Source organism: Streptomyces sp. NPDC004752, from assembly GCF_053601275.1.
In genome coordinates this window covers 38,230-59,508 of record NZ_JBSGBN010000018.1, presented here as the reverse complement: position 1 = coordinate 59,508, position 21,279 = coordinate 38,230, and the positions used below count along the sequence as shown (strand labels likewise).

Below are 21,279 nucleotides of genomic sequence, written 5' to 3'. Positions count from 1 at the left end.
CGCATCCGCCGTCGGTCCGCCCGGAGTGCTGGCCGAACGCTAGCCGGAAAACTCGGAGTCAGGGGTACGCGCCCCGTCCCCGGCATCCCCCGCGTCGTGGCGGCCCCCGAATCGACCGTCACCCGCCTGACGCCCGGACGCTCCACGCCCCCGCTCCAGCAAGTGACATACGAGCCGTACCAGTTCGGCGGGCTCGAAGGGCTTGGCGAGGAAGGCGTCGACGCCGACGTCGAGCCCACCCTCGACCTCGTTCTGCGTACAGGCGCTGACGATGGCAAGGGGAAGATCATGAGTCCGCGGATCGGCACGGAGCTGCGCGGCGGTGCGCAACCCGTCCAACCGGGGCATCACGACGTCGAGGGTCACGACGTCGGGCCGCACCTGATGAACGACATCCAGACACTCGGCACCGTCGGCCGCGGTCACGACCTCGATACCCTCCAGCTCGAGATTGACCCTGATCAGCTGCCGGATGACCTTGTTGTCGTCCACAACAAGCACCCGCCCCGAAGCGCCTGGCACCCCTTGAGAGTAGGTCCGGACCGGCCACCGCGTCCGGCTTTTCCCCACTTCCACCCGTGCGAGCGAGCTCTCCCCCACCGCCCACCCCCGACAAACCCGTTCCTGATCACCCCACGGGACCTGCTAGTGTTCTACCCGTCGCAACGAGCAACAGCTCCACACCCGACACGCCCCCGTAGCTCAGGGGATAGAGCAACGGCCTCCGGAGCCGTGTGCGCAGGTTCGAATCCTGCCGGGGGCACTTCGCCTCAACCAGCACGATCATGCGGTTGACCAGCGCAGATGCCTAACGCGAGGAGCGGGACCCAGTCTCACTGGGTCCCGCTCTTTGTCGTTGTTGCGCACTGATCGCGATAGAGCTGCGATAGGGCCAACTCATTGGTCAGTTCGTACACCAGCGCACGAGTGCAACCGCTAGCGTCCGGCCATATGAGCGACGAGAGCAGAGCCGGGGCGGTCGTTCCGCTGATGTGCCCCCACTGTGAGAAGCCAACGCTGGCCACAGTCACTAGCGAGGCCAGAGGAGGCGGCTACGAAGAGCCGCCGTACCTCCTGGAACTAGCTCGATGTGGCCATTGCCAAGACCCCTTCTTGGTGATCGAAGAGGACTATGGCCAGGGCTGGGACGGAGACCCTCTCGTCGTCTGGCCGCAGCAGCGGCGACCTCTCAGTTACAAGGTTCCAGCGGCCCTGCGACGCGAGCATGACGAAGCCCGCCAATGTTTCAAGTCCAAGGCATACACAGCCACGGCGGTTATGGTCCGACGCACGCTTGAAGGCGTCTGCCTCGATAGGGGTATGTCCAACGCCGGAGGCCGACCCAAGCCGCTGTTCAAGATGCTGGAGCAGATGAAGGACGACGGGAAGATCGATGGTCGTCTCTTCGAGTGGGCACAGGAGCTACGCGTCCTGGGTAATCAGGGGGCTCACTTCACGGGCACCGTAGTGAGCCGCCAGGACGCAGAGGATGGGCTGGCGTTAGCCGAGGCTCTCCTCGATTACCTGTACGTTCTCTCAGTCCAATTCGCCGAATTCAAGGCGCGACGGGGTAAGGGCGACCAAGACGGCGACGGGGAGTCCCCGCACTGAACGACATGATGCCTGGGACGCCGTGTGGCCGCCCCAGGCTTCACCCAGCGAGCGAGTGACCGTATTTGGCTTGGCCAGTCGAGTTCCTTTTCGATCTTCTTGTTCATGGCCTCCTCCTGGCCGTAGATGCACCCCTCATAGACGCGGTGGATCACTTCGGGCGAGTTGCCGACCCGACGCGCGACCTCGGCCACGGGCACGGGAACGGGAACGGGAACGGGACGCCAGCGTTCAGCCACGTCGTGATGCAGGTGTGCCGTAGGTCGTACGGCCGCCCCCGAGGATGGACGCCTGAAGGTCCGGCGAGAGTGCGTATTCCCGAGCATCCCGCCATACGCGCCAATAGGTGCTGCTGCCCACCACACCGCCCCGCTCATTCGTGAAGAGCCGCCCATCCTTGGCCATGCCGACTTCAGGTGGGCGCGGAGCATGGCCACGAGCTGCGGGGGGATCGGGACTGGCCGGTCCCCGCGAAGTACATGAGCGCGTAGAAGCCCACCAGGCACCCGCCCTTCTTGCCCTTCTTCACGGCCCCGGGGACGGGGCTCCCGGCCTCCGGGCCCGGCAATGACCTTTCCCCCTGTCGACCATGATCAGGGGGCGCCTGCGAGGCACTGCACGGCAATCGCGCCGGTTCCACGGACCTCGCCGGCGAAGCCGCACGGCCGAAGCAGCGACGGCTGGATCACGCCACCGTCCACGGGGCGGACGCCTACGAGGGAGCGGTACAACCGCCGGCCCCGAACCGCCCCTCGTGATCTGGCCGGCCCGCGCCTTCGACGATCTCTCAGCGACGCGAGAAGGGACCGAACGCGCCGACGCCCGGATCCGGAACCAGACCGCCGCCTCCGCGCGTGACCGCGCCCAGTGGCAGCGCGAGGCGCTCGACAAGGTGTGCGAACTGGTCGACGAACGCCGGGCACAGCCGGAGCCGAGCCGAATCAGGGTCATGTGTCATCGCCCGGCCAGCTGCTCCCTCACCAGTTTCAGGACACTGTCGAGGTGGTCCACGAGGTAGAAGTGGCCGCCATCGAAGGCGTGGTGGCGGAACCGGCCCGTGGTGATCTCGTGCCAGGGGCCCGTCAGCGCTCCGTCGGCCGTGGGGTCCTTGGTGCCCCACAAGGCGGTGACGGGGAGGGAGAACGCGTGGCTGTCGGACCTGGGGGCGTAGGTGTCGACGAGGTGGTAGTCGGCTCGGAACACGGGCAGGTAGAGCTCGCGGATCGCCCGGTCGTCGAAGAGGGACATGGGGGTGCCGCCGAGGGCGCGCAGGTGGGAGAGGATTTTGTCGTCGGTGCGGGCAGGGACCCGGCCGGTCGGCGGGGTGACGGTGGCGGGGGCCCTGCGGCTGGAGACGAACAGGGCGGACAGTTCGACGTCCGTGAGGGCCAGTGCCGCCTCATAGGCGATGATCGCGCCCATGCTGTGACCGAACAGGGCGACCGGACGGCTGTCGCCCAGGGCGATGGTGGCCCGCAGGGCGTCGCTCACCTCTGCGGCGACGGCTCGGGCATCCGGTACGGGAGGTTCACCGATGCGCTGCTCCCGCCCCGCGTACTGCACGAGCGACACCTCGATGTCGGCGCCTGCCGCCGCGCCCCAGTCGCGGTAGAAGGACGGACCTCCTCCCGCGTGCGGGAAGACGAGGAATCGGTGTGCGGCCTGGCGGCGGGGCAGCGGGGTCAGGAGGACCGGGCCGTGGGGCGGCGTGGTCCGGTTCATCGCCGAGGTCGCCCTTCCGAGGTGGTGGAGACCGTCGCGCTCGGGTCTGCGGCGATGGCGTGGAGGGCCCGCAGGATGAGGCGGCCCAGACGGGCTCCGGTCCCTGCGTACGGGCTGTCGGCGCCGAGGGTGACGGCCAGGGCGCGGCGGCCGGTGTGCGGGGTGCGGGTGATCTCGACCATGAGCGGGAAGCTGTGCCGGTCCGAGAACCACCAGTCGTGGGGTCGGATCGTGCGCAGCGCGGCGAGGTCGTCGAAGGTGTGGAAGTCGGTGTAGTTGAAGGCGACGTTGAAGAGGGTGGTGCCGCGGCCGGCGAGCTGCTGCAGGGCGGCGAGGGGGTAGCGGCGGTAGGGCTGGCGTGCGCGTTCGGCGTCGAAGGCGGCACTGGCCAGTTCGGCCCAGGTGCCGCGCGCGGTGAGGTGGAGCGGCACCATGTTCAGGAGCAGGCCCAGGACACGGTCCGAACCTGGCTCTTCCAGGCGTCCGTTGACCTGGACGGCCGTCACCGTGCTGTCGGATGCGCTGAGTTCGGCGAGAGCCTGGGCGTGGGCGGCGAGGAAGACGCTTTTGACGGGCAGGCCGAGGCGGGCCGCCGTCTCGTCGAGGGCGGCGTCCAGGTCCTCGGGCAACGGCGCGTGGAAAGCGAACTCGTCCTCGGCGGTGCCGTCCGGGTCCAGCGGGAGTTCGGCGGGCTCGCCTTCCTTCCTCAGAAGCGTCTCCCACCAGGCGCGGGCGGCAGGGTCGGCCTGGGCCCGCTGTTCGGCGGCGACGAAGTCGCGGTAGCGGGCTCCGGGCGCGGGCGGCAGGGCGGGCTCGGTAGCGTCGGGACGCAGTTCGCCCTCGTAGGCAAGGAGGAGTTCGGTGGTGAGCAGGGCCAGGCTCCAGCCATCGAGGATCGCGTGGTGCACGGCGATGGAGAGCTGGAAGCTGTCGAGGTCGGTGCGCAGGACGTGGCAGCGCGCCAGTGGGGCGTGCTCGATGTCGAAGGGGTCCTTCTTCTCCCGGTCCCACCATGTGTGGAGCAGGTGGTCGTGGGTCTTGGCGTCCGGCCGTCCGGTCTTGTGTTGCTCGACGGTCAGGGGGATCTGTGCGGTCTCGGCGACGAGTTGCATCGGTTCGCGGAAGGCGCCGAGGCGGAAGGAGGTGCGCAGGACGGCGTGGCGTTCGGTCAGCACGTCCAGGGCGCGTTCGAGGGCGGGACGGTCGAAGGGGCCATCGAGGCGGACGCTGATCAGGTCGTGGTAGAGGCCCGTGGTCTCGTCCTCGGCGAACTCGCACTCGTAGAGGATGCCGAGTTGCATCGCCGCCGTGGGGTAGGCGTCGACGGTGTCGGCCGGCAACTTGGCGGGGTCGAGGTCGGCGAGGATCGTCGAGCAGTCGGCCGGGACGGGCGTGGGGCTCTCGTCCTGTGCGTCGGCGGCTGCGGCGAGGGCGGTCACGCTCGGGTGGAGGAAGATCTGTTCGACCGAGACCGGGAGACCGGCCTCGCGGGCGAGCGCCGCGACGCGGACGGCGCGCAGCGAGTCGCCGCCGAGCGCGAAGAAGTTGTCGTCGACGCTCAGGTCGGGCAGGTCGAGGACCTGGCGCCAGACGGCGGCGAGGGTGTGTTCGGCGGGGGTTCGGGGCCCGGCCGTCCGGGGATCGGCCGGGGTGGCGCGGTGGGTTTCGGGGGCGCGCAGGCGGTCGCGGTCGAGCTTTCCGTTGCCGGTCAGCGGGAGTTCGGCGAGGGGGACGACGGCGGCCGGGAGCATGTGGGCGGGCAGCCGTACGCTCAATGCCTCGCGCAGACGCGTCGGCTGCGGGTCCTCGTGGCCGGGTGCGGGGACGACGTAGCCGACCAGACGGGGCAGCCCGGGGGTGTCCTCGCGCAGGACGCAGGCGGCGGCGCGGACGCCGGGCTGGTCGAGGAGGGCCCGTTCGATCTCGCCGAGTTCGATACGGAAGCCGTTCAGTTTGACCTGGTGGTCGATGCGGCCCCGGTATTCGAGTTCGCCGTCCTCCCGGCGCACCGCGAGGTCGCCGGAACGGTACAGGCGCTCCCCCGGGGCGCCGAACGGGTCGGGCACGAAGCGCTGTTCGGTGAGCTCGGGGCGGTTGAGGTAGCCGCGTGCGACGCCGGGGCCGCCCACGTACATCTCGCCTTCGGTGCCGTCCGGGACTTTGTTCATGTCCGCGTCCAGGACATGAACGCTCAGGTCGGAAATGGGGCGGCCGATGGGGCTGAGCGAGCCGGAGAGGTCGGCGAGGGTGAGCGGGCGGACGGTGACGTGCACCGTCGTCTCGGTGATGCCGTACATGTTGACGAGGCGGGGCCTGCGGATGCCGTATCCGCCGACCCAGCCACTGAGGGTGGCCGGGTCGAGGGCTTCGCCGCCGAACACAACAGTGCGTAGGGCGAGGTCGGGGAAGTCGGCGTCCTCCGCCGCCGCGGCGAGCTGGCGGAAGGCGGTGGGGGTCTGGTTGAGGACGGTGACGTGCTCGGTGCGCAGCAGTTCCAGGAACGCGTAGGGGTCCCGGCTGGTCAGGTACGGCACGACGACGAGTCGGCCGCCGTGCAGTAGCGGACCCCACAGCTCCCAGACGGAGAAGTCGAAGGCGATGGAGTGGAAGAGGGTCCATACGTCGTCGGCGCCGAAGCCGAAGTCGTGCTCGGTGGCGGTGAACAGGCGGGTGACGTTGGCGTGGGTGACGACGACGCCCTTGGGGCGGCCTGTGGAGCCCGAGGTGTAGATGACGTACGCCGTGGCGTCGGGTCCGGCGCCGAGGTGGGGTGCGGGCACGTGGTCGTCCGGTCCGGCATCGCCGTCGGCGGTCAGGGATATGAAGGCGGGGGCTTCGCCGTCGAGCAGCGGGGAGCAGGATGCGGTGTCGCCGAGCAGAATGCGGCACTCGGCGTCGGCGAGGGTGTCACGGAGCCGGGCGGAGGGGTGGCGGGGGTCGAGCGGCAGGTATCCGGCACCGGACTTGAGGATGGCGAGGACGCCGACGACAAGGTCCACGGTCCGTTCGGCGCATAGGCCGACGAGGCCGTCCGGTGTGGCTCCGTGGGCGCGCAGGCGGTGGGCGAGGCGGTTGGCGGCGCGGTCGAGTTCGGCGTAGGTGAGGCTGCTGGTGCCGTCGGTGACAGCGACGGAGTGCGGGTGCCGGGCGGCGGTCTCGGCAAAGATCTCGTGCAGGCAGCGCGGGTCGGCCGCGTGGTGGTTGGACTGCCGTGCGGTCGGAGCCTGACGGGGACCGGCCGCTTCTGGTGCCTCCGGCGCGTGCACCGCCGTGTCGAGGATCTCCAGATAGCGGTCGAGCATCTGCTGCGCCCGCTCCCTGGTGAACAGGTCCGTGGCGTATTCGACGGTGATCTCGAACTCGTCGTCCCGCTCGTGGATCTCGAGGGTGAGGTCGAACTTGGCGGTGCCGTTGTCCACGGGCAGCGGCTCGGCGTCCAGGCCGTCGAACCGGGCGTGCGGGCGGCGGCGGCCCTGGTAGGCAAGGGCCACCTGGGTCAGCGGGGTACGGGACAGGTCGCCCGAAGGGGCGAGTTCGGCGGCGAGTTGCTCAAAGGGCACATGCTGGTCGTGCGCGGCGTCGAGCACCACGCCGTGCGTCTCCCTCACCGCTCGCCGGAATACGCCGGGCCGGTCGGGGTCACCGCACGGACGCAGGCGCAGAGGCACGGTGGTGGCGAAGAAGCCGACCACGTCCTCCAGGGCCGGATCGGGGCGTCCGTCCATGGGGGTGGCGACCAACAACTCGTCTTGGCCGGTGAGTTCGCCGAGCAGCGTGGCGTAGGCGGTGAGCGTGGTCGCATACGGGGTGGTGCGGGTGGCGGTAGCGATGCGGGCCGCTGCGGTGAACAGGGCGCCCGTGGTGGTCCGGGTGAGCCGGCGGCCGCGGTGTGAGCGGGTCGCCGGGCGGGGGTGGTCGGAGGGCAGGTCGAGGACGGTCGGGGCGCCGACGAGGCGGGAGCGCCACGCCCGGAGGAGGCGTTCGGAGTCCAGCGCGGCCGACCAGTGGGCGAAGTCGCGGTATTCCAAGGTGAGTTCGCTCAGCTCCTCCCCCGGTGCGCTGCCGGTACAACGGCGGTAGACGTGGGCGAGGTCCTGGTCGATGACGTCCAGGGTGCGCCCGTCTGAGACCAGGTGCGGCAGGACCAGCAGCAGGAGGTGGTCGGCGGCGGCGAGCCGGTACAGGGTGAGCCGCGCCAGGGGGCCGGTGGCGAGGTCGATGTGCCGGGCGGCGCGCTCGTCAGCCGCGCGCACGCCGTGACCGTACGGGTCGGGGTGGCCGGTCAGGTCGACGAGTTCGAGTCCGGCCCGGCTGTCGGTCGTCTCGGCGTGCAGCACGTCGCCGGCGAACGTGAACACGGTACGCAGTTGTTCGTGCCGGTCGACCACGTGCTGCCAGGCTGCGTCGAGTGCCGTGGTGTCGAGGGGGCCGCGCAGCCGGGTGAGGGCGGGCACGTTGTATGCGGTGCCTGCGGCGGGGCTGAGCTGGTCGAGAAACCAGAGGCGGCGCTGGGCCGGTGCGAGGAGCGGGCCGTCGCCGGGAGCGGGGGCCACCGCGGGCAGCGCGTCGCCGGTCTCGCGGGGCCGGTCGGCGAGCACGCGGGACAGGGCGGTGACGGTACCGTGCTCGAAGAGTTCGGCGACGGTCACGGGAAGGCCGAGGCGGGTGCGGATACGGGCGGCGATCCGGGCGGCCTGTAGGGAGTTGCCGCCGAGTGAGGTGAAGTCGGCTGCTTCGTCGACCGGCCCGGTGCCGAGCACGTCGCCCCACAGGCCGGCCAGGTCGGTGCACAGCCGGTCGTGGTCGGTGTGCGGGGCGTCGGCCGAGGAAGCGTGGGCCGGGGTGGGTGCCGTGGCGGACGTCTCGGAGGACATGACTACGCTCCTGGAATGCTGCGGGGCGGGGTGGGAAGAGGGCTGCGAAGGGGGCGAGGGGCCTCGCGGGGTGCAGTGGCGGCCGCACGCGTGCGGGCGACGCTCCTCGGCCTGCGGGACCGAGGGCGGATGAGGACGGGAATACGGGGCGGGTCGGTCGTGACGGGGGGCGGGCTCGCCTGCTGTCAGGGCGGAGAGGCCGAGAGGAGAGCGGGGGGCGGGGCACGGCCACAGTCCGAGGGTGCTCTCTCCGCTGCGTCCCTCTCCCCCGCGATCAAGGTGGAGAGACCAAGAGGGAAGCGGCCTGGAGAGGAAAGCTCGACCGGGCTCCGATGTCGGCCCCTGGCCCGCAGCCCCCTCCCCCGCGCGGGCGCCCCTGGTCAAGGACGCCCGCGCCAGGTGGTGTCGGGTCGAAGGGAGGGTCAGACCGCCTGGCCGACCGGGCGGACGACGACGGAGTTGATGTCGACTCCGGTGGGCTGGCGCACTGCCCACACCACCGAGTCGGCGATCTGGTCGGCGGTGAGGTTGATGCCGCTCTGGGGTGCGCCGCCCGCGGCGTCCCAGAAGCCGGTCTCCACCCGTCCCGGGGCGACCAGGGTGACGCCGATGCCGTCGGCGGTGACCATGCGGCGGGTGTTCTCGGCGAGGCCGGTGACCGCCCATTTGGTGGCGCCGTAGATGTTGCCGGGCGTGTAGACGACTCCGGCGACGCTGCCGATCAGCACGATCCGGCCGCGCGTCTCCTTGAGCGCGGGCAGGGCGTAGTGGATCAGCAGGGCCGGGCCGAGCACGTTGGTGAGGACCATGTCGCGCCACCCGGCCGGATCGCCGTCGGCGAGCGAATCGTGCGTAGCGTACCCGGCGTTGGCGACGACCGTGTCGATGCGGCCGTACCCGTCCAGGGTGGCCCGCACGGCGGCCTCGACGGAGGCGTGGTCGCCGGCGTCGCCGGGGAGAGTGAGGAGGGTGCCGGGCTTGGCATCGGTCTCCTCGGCGAAGCGCTGCAGCCGATCGCCGCTACGGCCGGTGACGGCGACGCAATACCCCTCGGCGAGAAGCTTGCGGGCGGTGGCTGCGCCGATGCCGCTGGATCCACCCGTGATCAGGGCTACGGGGGCGGTGGCTTCGTCGGTCATGAAGTGGTGCTCCTGCTCTGCGAGTTCTGAGGTACGGAAAAGAGTCTGAGGTACGGCAAGCGGCGAGATGTCACGCGGTGTTCGCGCGCGGCTGCTTGCTCGCGATGCGAATGGGGAGCCGCTCCAGGCCCCGGCTGATGGAACTGTCCGCGATCCATGTCAGCGTCTCGGGCGGCACCGTGCACGCGAGGTCCGGGATGCGGCGCAGCAGTGTCTCGAAGGCGATACGTCCTTCGAGACGGGCCAGCGGCGCCCCGGCGCAGAAGTGTGGTCCGTGGCCGAAGGTCATGTGGCGGTTGGGCGAGCGGGTGATGTCGAAACGGTCGGGGTTGTCGAAGACGGCGGGATCGCGGTTGGCGGCGGAGACCGACAGGTGGACGAAGCTGCCTTCGGGCACGGTCTGTCCGCCGAGGGTGAGCTCGCGGGCGGCCGTGCGCAGCGTGCCGCGGTCGACCGAGCCTTCGTAGCGCAGGAACTCCTCTATCGCCGAGTCCATCAACTCCGGCTTCGCGCGGAGGAGTTCGAGCTGGTCGGGGTGGCGGAGCAGGGACCAGACGCCGTTGCCGACGAGGTTGGCGGTGGTCTTGTGCCCGGCGATGACGAGGAAGATGGCGGTGGAGACGAGTTCCTCGTCGGTGAACATGCCGTCCTCGTCGGCGGCGCGCACCAGGTCGCCGAGCAGGTCTTCCTGCGGCCTGGCACGACGTTGGGCGAGCACATCGGTGAAGTACTCCACGACCTGGTCGTTGACGCGCTTGCGCTCCAGGGCGGCCTCGCCCTCCTGGCTCGGGTCCTGGCTGAGCACCCGGCCCCAGTCGATGAACCGGTCCCGGTCGGTGTAGGGGACGCCGAGAAACACGCAGATCACCATCATCGGCAGCGGCAGTGCGAAGGCATCCAGGAGGTCGAACTCGCCGGACTCGGGGAAGGCGTCGATGAGGTCGTCGGTGATCTCCTGGACGCGCGGGCGCAGCAGTTCCATACGGCGCGGCAGGAACGCCCGGCTGACGAGCTTGCGCAGCCGGGTGTGCTCGGGCGGGTCGGCGAGGAGCATGTTGCTGGTGAGCACGGAGCTGCTCCGCACGGTCTGCTCGCGGAACCGGGCAGGTGCCGCCTCCAGGGTCTTGGAGATGCCCGGGTCGCCGAAGGCGCGCATGACGCTCGCGTGGTCGACGACGACATACGCATGGTCGGCGGAGCCCGCCGGGAAATCGATGGGGTGTATGGGGCCGCGCTCGCGCAGCCGCGCGGCGGCGGAGTGCGGGTCGGGGCCGGGGCGGGTGACGTATTGGGTCGGAACGACGGGCTCGTCACCCGAGAACGGGCACCGGGACTCCTCGGGAAGGGCGGACACTACTCACTCCTCGGTCAGGGTGGCTCACGTGCCTGGTACGGGGGAAGTCGGAGGGGCGGTCGGGGCAGGACGTCAGGGGGCCGGATCGGTCCGGGAGCCGACGTCGGACGCGTCCGCAGCGGGCGCGTTCTCCTCCCTCGCCGCGAGCGCCTCGGGGGCGGGCAGCCGCCGGATCAGGCGGGTCAGGGTGGGCAGCGCGGCCAGGGTCGACACGACCCCCATGAAGGCGAACGCCCAGGGAGCGCCGCCCGCGTCGAAGGTGGTGCCGATCGCGAGGATGCCGAGCGGCTGGGCGACGTACGCGAGGAAGGTGACGGCGCCCATGACGCGGCCCTGCATCCGGTCGGGGACGAGCACGGCGACGTAGGCGAAGAACAGGGCGTTCACCATCGGACCGCGCAGGAAGACGAGGCCGAGCACGACGCCGAGGGAGACCACTCCGGGCACGGTCATCAGGAGGACGGCCGCGACGGGGCCGATCCACGCCGCCGCGAGGAACAGGGTGGCGGGCTTCAGCCGTTTCAGGGCCCAGGTCGCCAGGGCCGCGCCGACCAGGCCGCCGGCTCCGGCGATGCTGAGCATGAGACTGATCGAGGCTTCGGAGGCGCCCCGGTCCTTGCCGGTGGCGATCAGCGCGAGGAAGGCGCCCGTGTGGTTGAACGCCATGTTGGAGCCCATGATCCACACGATCCAGACGAGCAGGACCGGTGTGCGCCCGATGAACCGGAAGCCCTCCCTCGCCTTTCCGCGCTCGCCGTCCGCGACGGGCGCGGCCTGCAGCGGCTTGCGCACGAAGAGCAGGGTCACAGCGGCGGCGGCGAAGGCCAGGCCAGTCGCGAGGAAGGGCAGGGAGCGCGCCACGCCGAACAGCGAGCTGCCCAGCGGGGCGCCCGCGACGGTGGCGCCCAGCGGCCGGATCTGGTTCTGCGCGGTGGCCTTGGTCAGCTGCGAGGGCGGCACGACCTGTTTGATCGCGGCGAGTGCGGGCGGCTCGGACAGGCCCAGGCACAGGGCCGAGAGCCCGACGAGGGCGAAGACGGAAGGGACGTTCGCGTGGCCGCTGACGACGAGCAGGCTGAACAGGCCGAGCAGGGCGGCGCGTCCGGCGTCGCACAGGATCATCAGGCGGCGCCGGTCCATGCTGTCGGCGAGTGTGCCGCCCCAGATCGAGGTGGCGCCGGCGACGAGGAGCTGCACGGCGCCGATCGCTCCCGCGTACGCTGCCCTGCCGGTGACGGCGAGGATCAGCAGCGGGTAGGCGACCTCGACGGACTCCTTGCCGATGGACGCGAGGAAGCGGCTGATCCACAGGGCCTGGAAGTCACGGTTGCGGATCAGCGGCAGGTCCGCGTCCTGCGCGGTACTCGCAGCGGTCGGCTGATCGGTCACGGTCTTTTCGGGTGGGGTCACGGGCGGGTCTCGCCTTCTGCACTGTCGGTGTGCCCGTGGCGGGCGAGCGCCCGGTCCACCTCGCGGGCGACGGCGCCGACCTGGGGTGCGGTCAGCATCGACCAGTGGTCACCGGGAACGGGGCTGATCTCGACGGACGCGTGCAGGGGTGCGAAACCGCGCCGAATCCGGACCGCCTCCGCGGGGCGTGCGGAGGCCGTGAGGACGACGGCGGGGCAGGGCACCGGCCGCGGCCGGTGGCGCAGCAGCGCACGGATCCGGGAAAGGAAGATCCGGCGCATTCGGGGCGCCTGGGCCAGTTTCGCACCGAACGCACCGCGGCCGAGCAACACGTCGGCCTGCAGCCGTAGTTGGGCGGCGAGGAAGGCAGGGTCGGTAGCCGCGGGCCGCCCCTTGCGGTCGGGCGCGTACCCGTCCAGGCACAGCAGCACGTCCACCCGCTCCCCCGCGTCGGTGAGCTGCCGGGTGACCTCCTGGGCGACGACGGCGCCGAAGGACCAGCCACCGAGCGTGTACGGCCCTTCGGGCTGCACGGCGCGCAGGGCCGCGACGTGCCGGCCGGCGATCCGCCCGACGGATACGCCGAGAGGCTGCTCGCTCTCCAGGCCGTAGACCGGCCGGGTGGTGTCGAGCGCGGCGACCAGCTCCTGGTATCCCGCGGTGCTGTCCAGGGAGTCGGCGACCAGGAACACCGGGCGGCCCGCGCCCGGCCGCATCCGGACCGTTCCCGGTGGCGGGGCTGTCGCCTCGGCGGCCCGCTCCACGAGAGCGAGCAGGTTCCCGAAGGTCGGCTGGGCAAGGAAGTCGGCCACCGGAACCATGACGGCGGTACGCCTTCGTACGTCACCCATCAGACCCACCGCTGTGAGGGACTCCCCGCCGAGCGCGAGGAAGTCGTCGTCGGCCAAGGCGCCGCTCACGCCGAGGGATGAGCACCAGAGGCGTTCGACGGTCCGGGCGACTGCGCTGCGGCCCTCACCCGGTTCGGCTGTCTGCTGCCGGGCCCACGCGGAGGTGTCCCCGTCGGCGGTGTCAGTGGCGGGGTCGTCCGGTTCCAGCGGGTCGAAGGTCTGCACGGGCAGCGAGCGCCGCCGGGGGCGGGGGGCACCGGCGAGTTCCGCGAGGTCGATGTCGGCGCCCCGCTCCCACAGTGTGCCCAGGGCCCGCAGCAGTGTGGCTTCGGCGCGGTCCGGGTCGACGCCGATGAACGGCAAGGTCGTGTGCGCCGGGTCCCACGCGGTGTGCCGGCGCAGCGCCCCGATCGTCGACGTTCCGGGGCCCAGCTCGACGTAGAGGTCGCAGCCTGCGTCGAGGAGGGTGGTCAGGCCGTCCTCCAGACGTACCGTGCCGCGCAGTTGGGCCGCCCAGTGGTCGGGGGTGCGCAGTTGCTCGGGGTTGGCCCAGGTGCCGGTGGTATTGGCCACCACGCGCAGGGCGGGCGCCCGGGTGGGCTCTGCGGCGACGGCGGCGCGCAGCGCGTCGGCCGCCCCGGCCATGGCGGAGGAGTGGAAGGCGCGCCGCACGTCCAGGGGCCGTACGTCGAGCCCGTCGAGGGTGTCGCCGTCGAGCAGCCGGTCCATGACTGCGCACAGGCCGGACAGGACGGTGCGGCCGGGACCGGCGACGGCGACTTCGACACCGGGATGTGTTCGGCCCAGGCGGGCGGCCAGTTCGGCGGCCGACGCGGTGACGGCGGCCATCCGGCCGGGCTCGGTGTCCCGCATGGCGGTGGCCCGGGCGTGCACGAGACGGGTGGCCTGCTCGGGGGTCCATACCCCGGCGAGCGTCGCGGCCGTGTACTCGCCGATGCTGTTCCCGAGCAGGGCGCTCGGCGCCACACCGAGGTCCATGAGGCGCCGGCCCAAGGCGTGGCCGAGCGCGAGCAGCCCGAGCTGCTGGTGCACGGTGTCCTCGAACCACCCGGCCGGAGCGGCCTGTTCGTCGACGACGGGGGTGAGGTCGACGCCGCACACGTCGCCCACCGTCTCCCGCCAGGTGTCGAAGGCGGCGCGGAAGGAGGGCTGCCGCCGGTACGCGGCGGCGCCCGCCGCATCGGTGAGGGTGCCCTGGCCCGGCAGCAGGAAGGCGACGCGGTCCAGGCCCGCGGGGGATGCGGGTGGTACCGCCGCGCGCAGGGTGCGAGCCGCGTCCTCGGAGCTGTCCACGACGACGGCCTGGCGCCAGGGATGAGGTCGGCGGTCGGCGAGGGTCCGGGCGGCCTGCGCGAGCAGCTCGTCGCCGGTCGCCACCGAGTCCTTCGCCAGCAGACCGGCGCCGTCTTCGTGCGCGGCGCCGGGCTCAAGGACATCCGCCAGTTCGTCACGCAGGACGTCGCGGGAGCGCGCCGATGTGCCGGAGACGGCGAGCAGCCGGGCCCCGCCGCGCGTACCGGTGGGCAGGGCGCGTACCGGAGCCTGGGCCAGCACCACATGGGCGTTGGTGCCGCCGACCCCGAAGGAGCTGACGGCGGCGAGCCGGGGGCGTCGGCCATCGGGCTCGGGCCACGGCGCGTGCTGCGCACACACCTTGAAGGGGGTCGTGTCCAGCGAGAGCAGCGGGTTGGGCCGCTGGTAGTGGAGGGTGGGGACGAGTTCGCCGTGTTCCAGCATGAGCAGCGTCTTGATGAGTCCTGCGACGCCGGACGCGGAGCCCGTGTGCCCGATGTTGCTCTTGACGGCGCCGATCCAGCAGCTTTGCACGGCATCGGTCGAGGTGCGGAACGCGTCGGTGAGCGCCTGGAGTTCGACCGGGTCACCCATCTTTGTGGCGGTGCCGTGCGCTTCCACGTAGCCGATCTCGGCCGGGTCGACGCCGGCCGTCTTCTGCGCGAGCAGGATCGCGTCGCGCTGTCCGGCGAGGGACGGCGCGGTGTAGCCGATCTTGTCGCTGCCGTCGTTGTTGAGGGCGGTGCCGAGGAGGACACCGGCGATGTGGTCATCGTCGCGCAGGGCGTCGTCGAACCGCTTGAGGACGACGATGCCGACGCCCTCGCCGGGCACGGTGCCCCGCGCCTCCTCGTCGAAGGGGCGGCAGCGCCCGTCCGGCGAGAGAATGCCGCCTTCCTGGTAGAGGTAGCCCCACTCCCCTTGTCGCGTCAGGGACACTCCCCCGGCGAGGGCCGCGTCACACTCGTACGACAGCAGGCTCTGTACCGCTGTGTGGACGGCCGTGAGCGAGGTGGAGCAGGCCGTCTGCACAGTCACGGCGGGACCGCGCAGACCGAGTTTGTACGCGGCGCGGGTGGTCAGGAAGTCCGGTCGGCGCCCGATCATCTGGGCGAGCGCGTCCACGTCACCTCGCTCGGGCAGGACCGGCCCCTCGGACCCTGCGTAGAGGCCGATCCAGCCGGGGAAGCCGACCGGGTCGAGGGCTGCGTCGTCGAGCGCGGCGGCGGCGCACTCCAGGAAGACGCGGTGCTGCGGGTCGAGGAGGGCGGCCTCGGCGCGGCTGTAGCCGAAGGCCCGCCAGTCGAAGGATCGGGAGCCGTCGAGGACGCCGCGCGCGGCCACGTAGTCGGGGTGCCACACAAGGTCGCGGTCCGCACCGGCCGCGACGAGGTCGTCGCGCTTGAACTGAGTGATCCCTTCGGTGCCGGAGCGCAGCCCGCGCCAGAAACTTCGCACGTCCGGCGCGCCCGGGTAGCGGCAGGCCATGCCGACGACCGCGATGGCGGTCTCGCGGTCGTGGGGATAGGGCTGGGTGTTCATACACGGCCTTCCGTGCCTGGGCGGCGGGTGCGGCGGCGGGCGGCGGCGCGGGCGTCGAGGGCGCCGACGGCGCTTCCTGCTGCGGCCGACGGATCCTCGGGGCGTGTGACGAGGCGCGCCATGGCGCCGACCGTGGTGCTCTCGAACAGGCGCTGGATGGGCAGCTCGGTGCCGAAGGCCCGGCACAGCTCGGCGTGCAGGGTGACGAGTTTCAGGGAGGTTCCGCCGCAGTCGAAGAAGTTCGCGTCGCCGCCGGGCACCTGGTCGGGGTCGAGGCCGAGGACGGACGCCCAGATCGCGGCGACGCGCTGCTCGACGTCGGCGTCGGACGTGACAGGAGTCTGCGGGATCGTATGGGCGGTGTCGGTTTTCTCTTCGGCCCGCAGGGCACCCTCTGTGGCGCCGAGCGACGCCGCCAGCTGCGCCACTGTGGTCTCGCTCTGCTCGGCGAACGCCGCGAGGAAGGCCGGGTACAGGCGCGCCAGCTCCCGTACGGCGTCGGCCGAGAGGCGGTCGCCGCGGTACACCAGCTCCCCGCTCAGCCTCTCACCGGTCACGGCCAGGCCGACGGTCAGGGCGAACTTTCCGTATGTGGCGCTGCCCTGCGTGCCTTCCAGGGGCAACAGCTGCGCGTCGCCGATGCGCGGCGGAGTCTGTGCACGCGTCTGCGGGGCGAACACCACGTCGAGGTACGGGGTCGTGCCCGCGGTGCGCGGTGGATTGAGGGCTTCGACCACGTGCGTGAAGGGGACGTGTCGGTCCTCCAGGGCGTCGAGGACACCGTCGCGGACCGCTTCGAGGAGCTCGCCGACCGTAGTGTCGGTACCGCAGCGGGAAAGCACCACTACGGTGTTGAGGCAGGGCCCGACGACCCGTGCGAATGCGTCGCCTTCCCGGGTGTCCACGGGGAAGCCGAACGTCAGGCGGGTCTCACCGGTCACGCGGTGCAGCAGTGCGGCGAGTGCGGCGGAGGCCACCATGAACCACGACATGCCCAGGCGTTCCTGGAGTGGCCGTATGTGCTGCAGGCCGTCGGGCAGAGCGAGCGGCACCGTGCCGTGGGGCTCGGGCACCGCCGGTGCGGCCAGGCCGAGCCGGCTCGGGGCGTCGCGCAGCATGTCGGTCCGGCGGGCGAGGGCTTCGGGGTCGGGCCGCTCGGTGACGGCGGCCAGCTCCCGGAACTGCGGCCCGGGTGCACCGGCGCCGCTCCCGCCCGCCATGTACTCCTCGCGCAGATCCTCCAGCACAACCGGCAACGACCCTGCATCGAACACGATGTGATGTGCCGTCAATGTCAGGATCTGCCCGTCGGGGCCCTCGATCAGACCTGCGCGCAGCAGCGGTCCCGCCGCGAGGTCGAAGGGGTCGTCGGCGGCGGCCCGCAGCAGGGTCGCGAGCTGCTCCCGGCTGCCGACCCGCCGGGTGTGGATCTCGGGCCGCCAGGGCCCGCCGACCAGCTGGCGCAGCCCGTCCGCGTGCCGGGCGAACGTGGTCCGCAGCGCCTCGTGCCGCGCCACCACCCGCTCCAGGGCCGCGGCGAGCCGGTCCGCGTCGAGGCGCCCGTCCACGCGCCAGGCGAACGGCACGTTGTAGAGGCCGGGTTGGGGATCGAAGGTCTCGGCGAGCCAGATCTGCTGCTGGAACGCGGTGGGCTCGCTCTCCTCCAGCGTGGGGGCCAGCAGGACGGCCGGGTCCCGCTCGCCGGGCTCCGCCTCGGCGTCGATGCGCGCGGCCAGGTCGGCGAGGACCGGGACGCGGAACAGGTCGCGCAGCCGCAGCCGCACGCCGAGCCGTTCCCGGATCCGGGCGATCAGCGTGACGCCACGCAGTGAGTGCCCCCCGAGATCCCAGAACGAGGCGTCCCGCGAGGTCACGGGAACCTCCAGGAGTTCCGACCACATCGCGGCCAACGTCCGCTCGGTGGGAGTGCGCAGGTCCTCGGCCTGTGGTGCCGCGCCGTCCCATTCCGGCTTCCGGGTGAGGAGTTCGAGCATGCGGGCCCGGTCCGCCTTGCCGGTGGAGCCGATCGGCAGCTCGTCCAGGACCAGCCAGCGTGCCGGGATCATGTAGTCCGGCAGTCGCTCGGCGAGGCGGGCGGACAGGGCCCCGGGCAGATCGGCGCGGGCCATGTCGGCGCTCGCGTCGGGCAGGACGCAACCCGCCAGGTTGCTGTCGTCGGTCTTCTCGACGAAGGCGGCCTCGACGAGCCCGGTGGCCACGACGGCACGCTCGACCTCCTCCAGTTCGATGCGGAAGCCGCGCAGCTTGACCTGCCGGTCGCGCCGGCCCAGCATCTCCAGTTCCCCGTCGGGCAGCAGACGCGCCAGGTCCCCGGTGCGGTAGAGGCGTTCGCCGGTGCCGGGCGCGGTGACGAACCGCTCGGCGGTCAGCTCCTCACGGTGCAGATAGCCCAGGGCCACGCCCGGCCCGCCCAGGCACAGCTCCCCCGGCTCGCCGACCGGCACCTGCCGCAGCTCGTCGTCGAGGACATACGCGGTGGTGCGCTGCAGCGGGCGGCCGATCGGGATGCGCTCGCGCCCGGCGAGGCTCTCCTCGGTGCACAGGAACCAGGTGGCGAACGCCGTCGCCTCGGTCGGCCCGTACCCGTTGACCAGACGCTGCGGTCCGCCCGCCGAGAGCACCCGGCGCGCCGCGGCCAGGTCGAGCTGCTCTCCGCCGACGACGAGGGTCTCCAGGGAGGAGAAGGCGTCGGGCAGCTCCCAGGCGGCGGTGTGGAACAGCGAGGTGGTCAGAAACATCACAGCGATGTTTTGGTCACGGACGAGCGCGACCCATTCGTCCAGGGCGAGGTCGGTGACGGTGGGCAGCGGCACGACGGTGCCGCCTGCGCAGAGCGTCGACCAGATCTCGCACGTCGTCACGTCGAAGGCCGGATTGCAGGTGCTCGCCACCCGGTCACCGGGCTCGATCGGGCAGTACTCTGCACCTTCCACCAGACGCTCGACCGCGCGATGCGGTACTGCGACGCCCTTGGGCCGCCCCGTCGAACCGGACGTGTACGTGACGTACAGCGGGTCCTCGTCGGACCGGGTGGCGAGCACCGGAGGCCGACCGGCGTCATTCCCACCGTCCGCGCGCAGTACGGGAGTCGAGGTCGGCACGCGAGTGTGCTCACCGGCCACCGCGGCAACCGCACCCGACTCGGCGAGCAGCTCGGCGACCCGCTCGGGCGGTGCCTGTAGGTCGAGCGGCAGATACGCCGCGCCGGCACGGGCGATACCGAGGAACGCCACGACGAGGTCGGCGGACCGGGGCAGGTCCACGGCCACGAGGTCACCGGGCTGCACCCCGCGACCCGCGAGCGCGGCGGCGAGCCACCCGGAGCGCTGCCACAGCTGCGCGTACGTCAGACGGGCGCCGGTCACCGGGTCGTGCACGGCGAGCTCGGCGGGCCGTCGGCGTACCCAGCGCTCCACCAGGGCCGGCACCCCGGAACTCTCGGCGAGCCGGGTGCGGTCGATCTTGCCGTTCGTGGTGAGCGGCAGGCGCGGCAGCATCACCACGTCGTCGGGCACCAGATAGGAAGGCAGCTCGTCGCGCAGGGCATGGCGCAACGCCACGCCATCGACGCCCCCTCCGTCTTCCGCGCCGTCATCCGTACCGCCTGCAAGGACGACATAGGCCGTCATCCGGCCGCCGCCGTCGCCGTCCTTGTCGACGACGACCGATGCCTGGCCGACGGAGGGCTGCCGCATCAGCGCCGCCTCCGTCTCCCCCGGCTCGATACGGAAGCCGTTGACCTTGACCTGACGGTCCGCGCGCCCCACGTACCGCAGATCACCGGCCGTATCCCTGCGGGCCAGGTCCCCGGTGGCGTACATCCGCTCCCCCGGCGCGCCGAACGGATCGGGCAGGAAACGCTCCCGGGTCAGTTCCTCGTGGCCCTCGTAGCCGGCCGCGACGTGCGCTCCGGCCACGTACAGCTGCCCCGTCTCGCCGTCCGCCACCGGCCGCAGTTCGTCATCAAGGAGGTACACGCGCGTGTGGTCCATCGGGCGGCCGATGGGGATGTCCTCGTCCACCGGCGGGCCGGGGTGGATGCGGTGGCGCGTGGCGAAGGTGCTGGTCTCGGTCGGGCCGTAGCCGTTGTAGAGGGTGATCCCGGGGCACGCCTCGACGACACGGCGCACCGCGTGCGCCGGGACCACGTCACCACCGGTCCACACCTCACGGGCGCCTTCCAGGCAGCCCGGGTCGCCGGCGGCCAGCGCCCCGAACAGGCCCGCGGTGAGCCACAGCGCCGTGACCCGGCCACCGCCCACCAGGCGCCGCAGCAGCGGGGCGTTGATCTCCTCGGACGCCACCACGATGCGGCCGCCGGACAACAGCGGCACCCAGATCTCGTAGGTGGACGCGTCGAAGGCGTGTGGCGAGTGGAACAGCACCCGCTCGTGGGCATCACCGCGCCACACACGGTCGAGCGCGAGGGCGAGCACGTTGCGGTGCGTGACCCGCACGCCCTTGGGGACGCCCGTGGACCCGGAGGTATGCATGACGTACAGCACGTCGCCGCCCCCGGGCACTTCGGTCCCCGGCTCGTCGTACGCCGCTTCCACCCCGCCGAACAGCCCATCGGGCACGCCGTCCTCGCCGACCAGAACGGTGCGCCGCCCCGCCGCCGCAGGATGCTGCGCGCTCCGCGCGTCCACCACCAGCAGCGCACAGCCGACGCCGTCGAGGATCTCACCCAGCCGTGCTTCGGGAGAGCGCACGTCGAGCGGCACATAGGCGGCGCCCGTCTTCGCTATGGCAAGCAGGGTCACCACCACGGCGGCGGAACGCTCGACCAACACTCCGACCCGGCCACCTCGACGGGCGCCCCCGGCGACGAGACGCCGGGCGAGACGGTCGGCCCGGGCGTTCAACTCCGCGTAGGACAGCTGGTGTTCTCCGTGCCGCCCATACTCGACGGCGACCGCCTCGGCGGTCTGCGCGACCTGCTTCTCGAAGACCTCGACCAGACCGCTGTCCGGAATCGGCATCTCCGGCTCGTCGGTCTCCGTGAGCACACCAGCGCTCTCGTGCGCCTCGCTCAGCCTTTCCATGACAGCCTTTCCGTCTTTCCGTGACCGTTGCGCCCGGCCACGGCCGCGCACAGCGGACTGGCCCGCGGCGCATGATGCGCGGGGCCTGGACATGTGGGACAAGAGAACTCAGGTCTGAACGGCCCGATGAGAGAAGAAGGATCGAGAACGCCCAACCGGATAAGAGTCGGGCCCGAATGCGAAATCGCAACCGTATGTCATGCCGGAGAAAGTCCGCGTCAAGGAACGGCCAGCCGCTCGCGAGCCTCCTGCACGTATCTTCGTCCCGCCGCAAACCGGCGTACCGACGGCTCCCCCATGTGCTCTCCCCCCAGAGCATTCAAGATCACGAAGAGGTCTCCAATTTACGGACTGGCGCTCACCGGAGGCAAGAAGGACCGGGGCATCTGGCTGGAA

At 71.6% G+C, this 21,279-nt stretch carries 9 protein-coding genes, 1 tRNA gene and 1 pseudogene; 2 read left to right on the top strand and 9 right to left on the bottom strand.

The features are described 5' to 3' along the window. Positions 1-39: 39 nt before the first annotated feature. The gene (locus ACWEKM_RS10440; RefSeq protein ID WP_451620754.1) at positions 40-522 is read right to left on the bottom strand and encodes a response regulator; all 483 of its coding nucleotides are present in this window, start codon (positions 520-522) and stop codon (positions 40-42) included. Between the two features lie 169 nt (positions 523-691). Here ACWEKM_RS10440 and ACWEKM_RS10435 point away from each other — a divergent pair. Next, positions 692-763: transfer RNA gene (locus tag ACWEKM_RS10435), tRNA-Arg, on the top strand. A gap of 188 nt (positions 764-951) precedes the next feature. Next, positions 952-1,611, top strand: coding sequence for a DUF4145 domain-containing protein (locus tag ACWEKM_RS10430; protein ID WP_451620753.1), 660 nt, complete (start codon positions 952-954; stop codon positions 1,609-1,611). A gap of 74 nt (positions 1,612-1,685) precedes the next feature. Here the strand turns inward: ACWEKM_RS10430 and ACWEKM_RS10425 are convergent. The 8 genes and pseudogenes from ACWEKM_RS10425 to ACWEKM_RS10390 all read right to left on the bottom strand — a co-directional run. Then, positions 1,686-2,081 (bottom strand): annotated as a pseudogene (locus ACWEKM_RS10425) (tyrosine-type recombinase/integrase); the annotation flags it as partial. 484 nt (positions 2,082-2,565) lie between these two features. Beyond that, positions 2,566-3,333 (bottom strand): thioesterase II family protein, encoded by a 768-nt coding sequence (locus ACWEKM_RS10420; RefSeq protein ID WP_451620752.1) that lies wholly within the window; start codon positions 3,331-3,333, stop codon positions 2,566-2,568. Further along, complete coding sequence (locus ACWEKM_RS10415; protein WP_451620751.1) at positions 3,330-8,207, bottom strand: amino acid adenylation domain-containing protein; 4,878 nt, start codon at positions 8,205-8,207, stop codon at positions 3,330-3,332. Before ACWEKM_RS10415 ends, ACWEKM_RS10420 begins: the two co-directional genes overlap by 4 nt. Positions 8,208-8,629: 422 nt before the next feature. Beyond that, complete coding sequence (locus tag ACWEKM_RS10410; protein ID WP_451620750.1) at positions 8,630-9,346, bottom strand: SDR family oxidoreductase; 717 nt, start codon at positions 9,344-9,346, stop codon at positions 8,630-8,632. A 70-nt stretch (positions 9,347-9,416) separates the two neighbouring features. Further along, a complete protein-coding gene (locus ACWEKM_RS10405; protein ID WP_451620749.1) occupies positions 9,417-10,700 on the bottom strand; it encodes a cytochrome P450 family protein in 1,284 nt (427 codons plus the stop codon). Between the two features lie 72 nt (positions 10,701-10,772). Beyond that, the gene (locus ACWEKM_RS10400; protein ID WP_451620748.1) at positions 10,773-12,110 is read right to left on the bottom strand and encodes an MFS transporter; all 1,338 of its coding nucleotides are present in this window, start codon (positions 12,108-12,110) and stop codon (positions 10,773-10,775) included. Further along, a complete protein-coding gene (locus tag ACWEKM_RS10395) occupies positions 12,107-15,817 on the bottom strand; it encodes a type I polyketide synthase (protein WP_451620747.1) in 3,711 nt (1,236 codons plus the stop codon). The genes ACWEKM_RS10400 and ACWEKM_RS10395 overlap by 4 nt, the downstream gene beginning before the upstream one ends. After that, a complete protein-coding gene (locus ACWEKM_RS10390; RefSeq protein WP_451620746.1) occupies positions 15,814-20,883 on the bottom strand; it encodes an amino acid adenylation domain-containing protein in 5,070 nt (1,689 codons plus the stop codon). Before ACWEKM_RS10390 ends, ACWEKM_RS10395 begins: the two co-directional genes overlap by 4 nt. Positions 20,884-21,279: the final 396 nt, after the last annotated feature.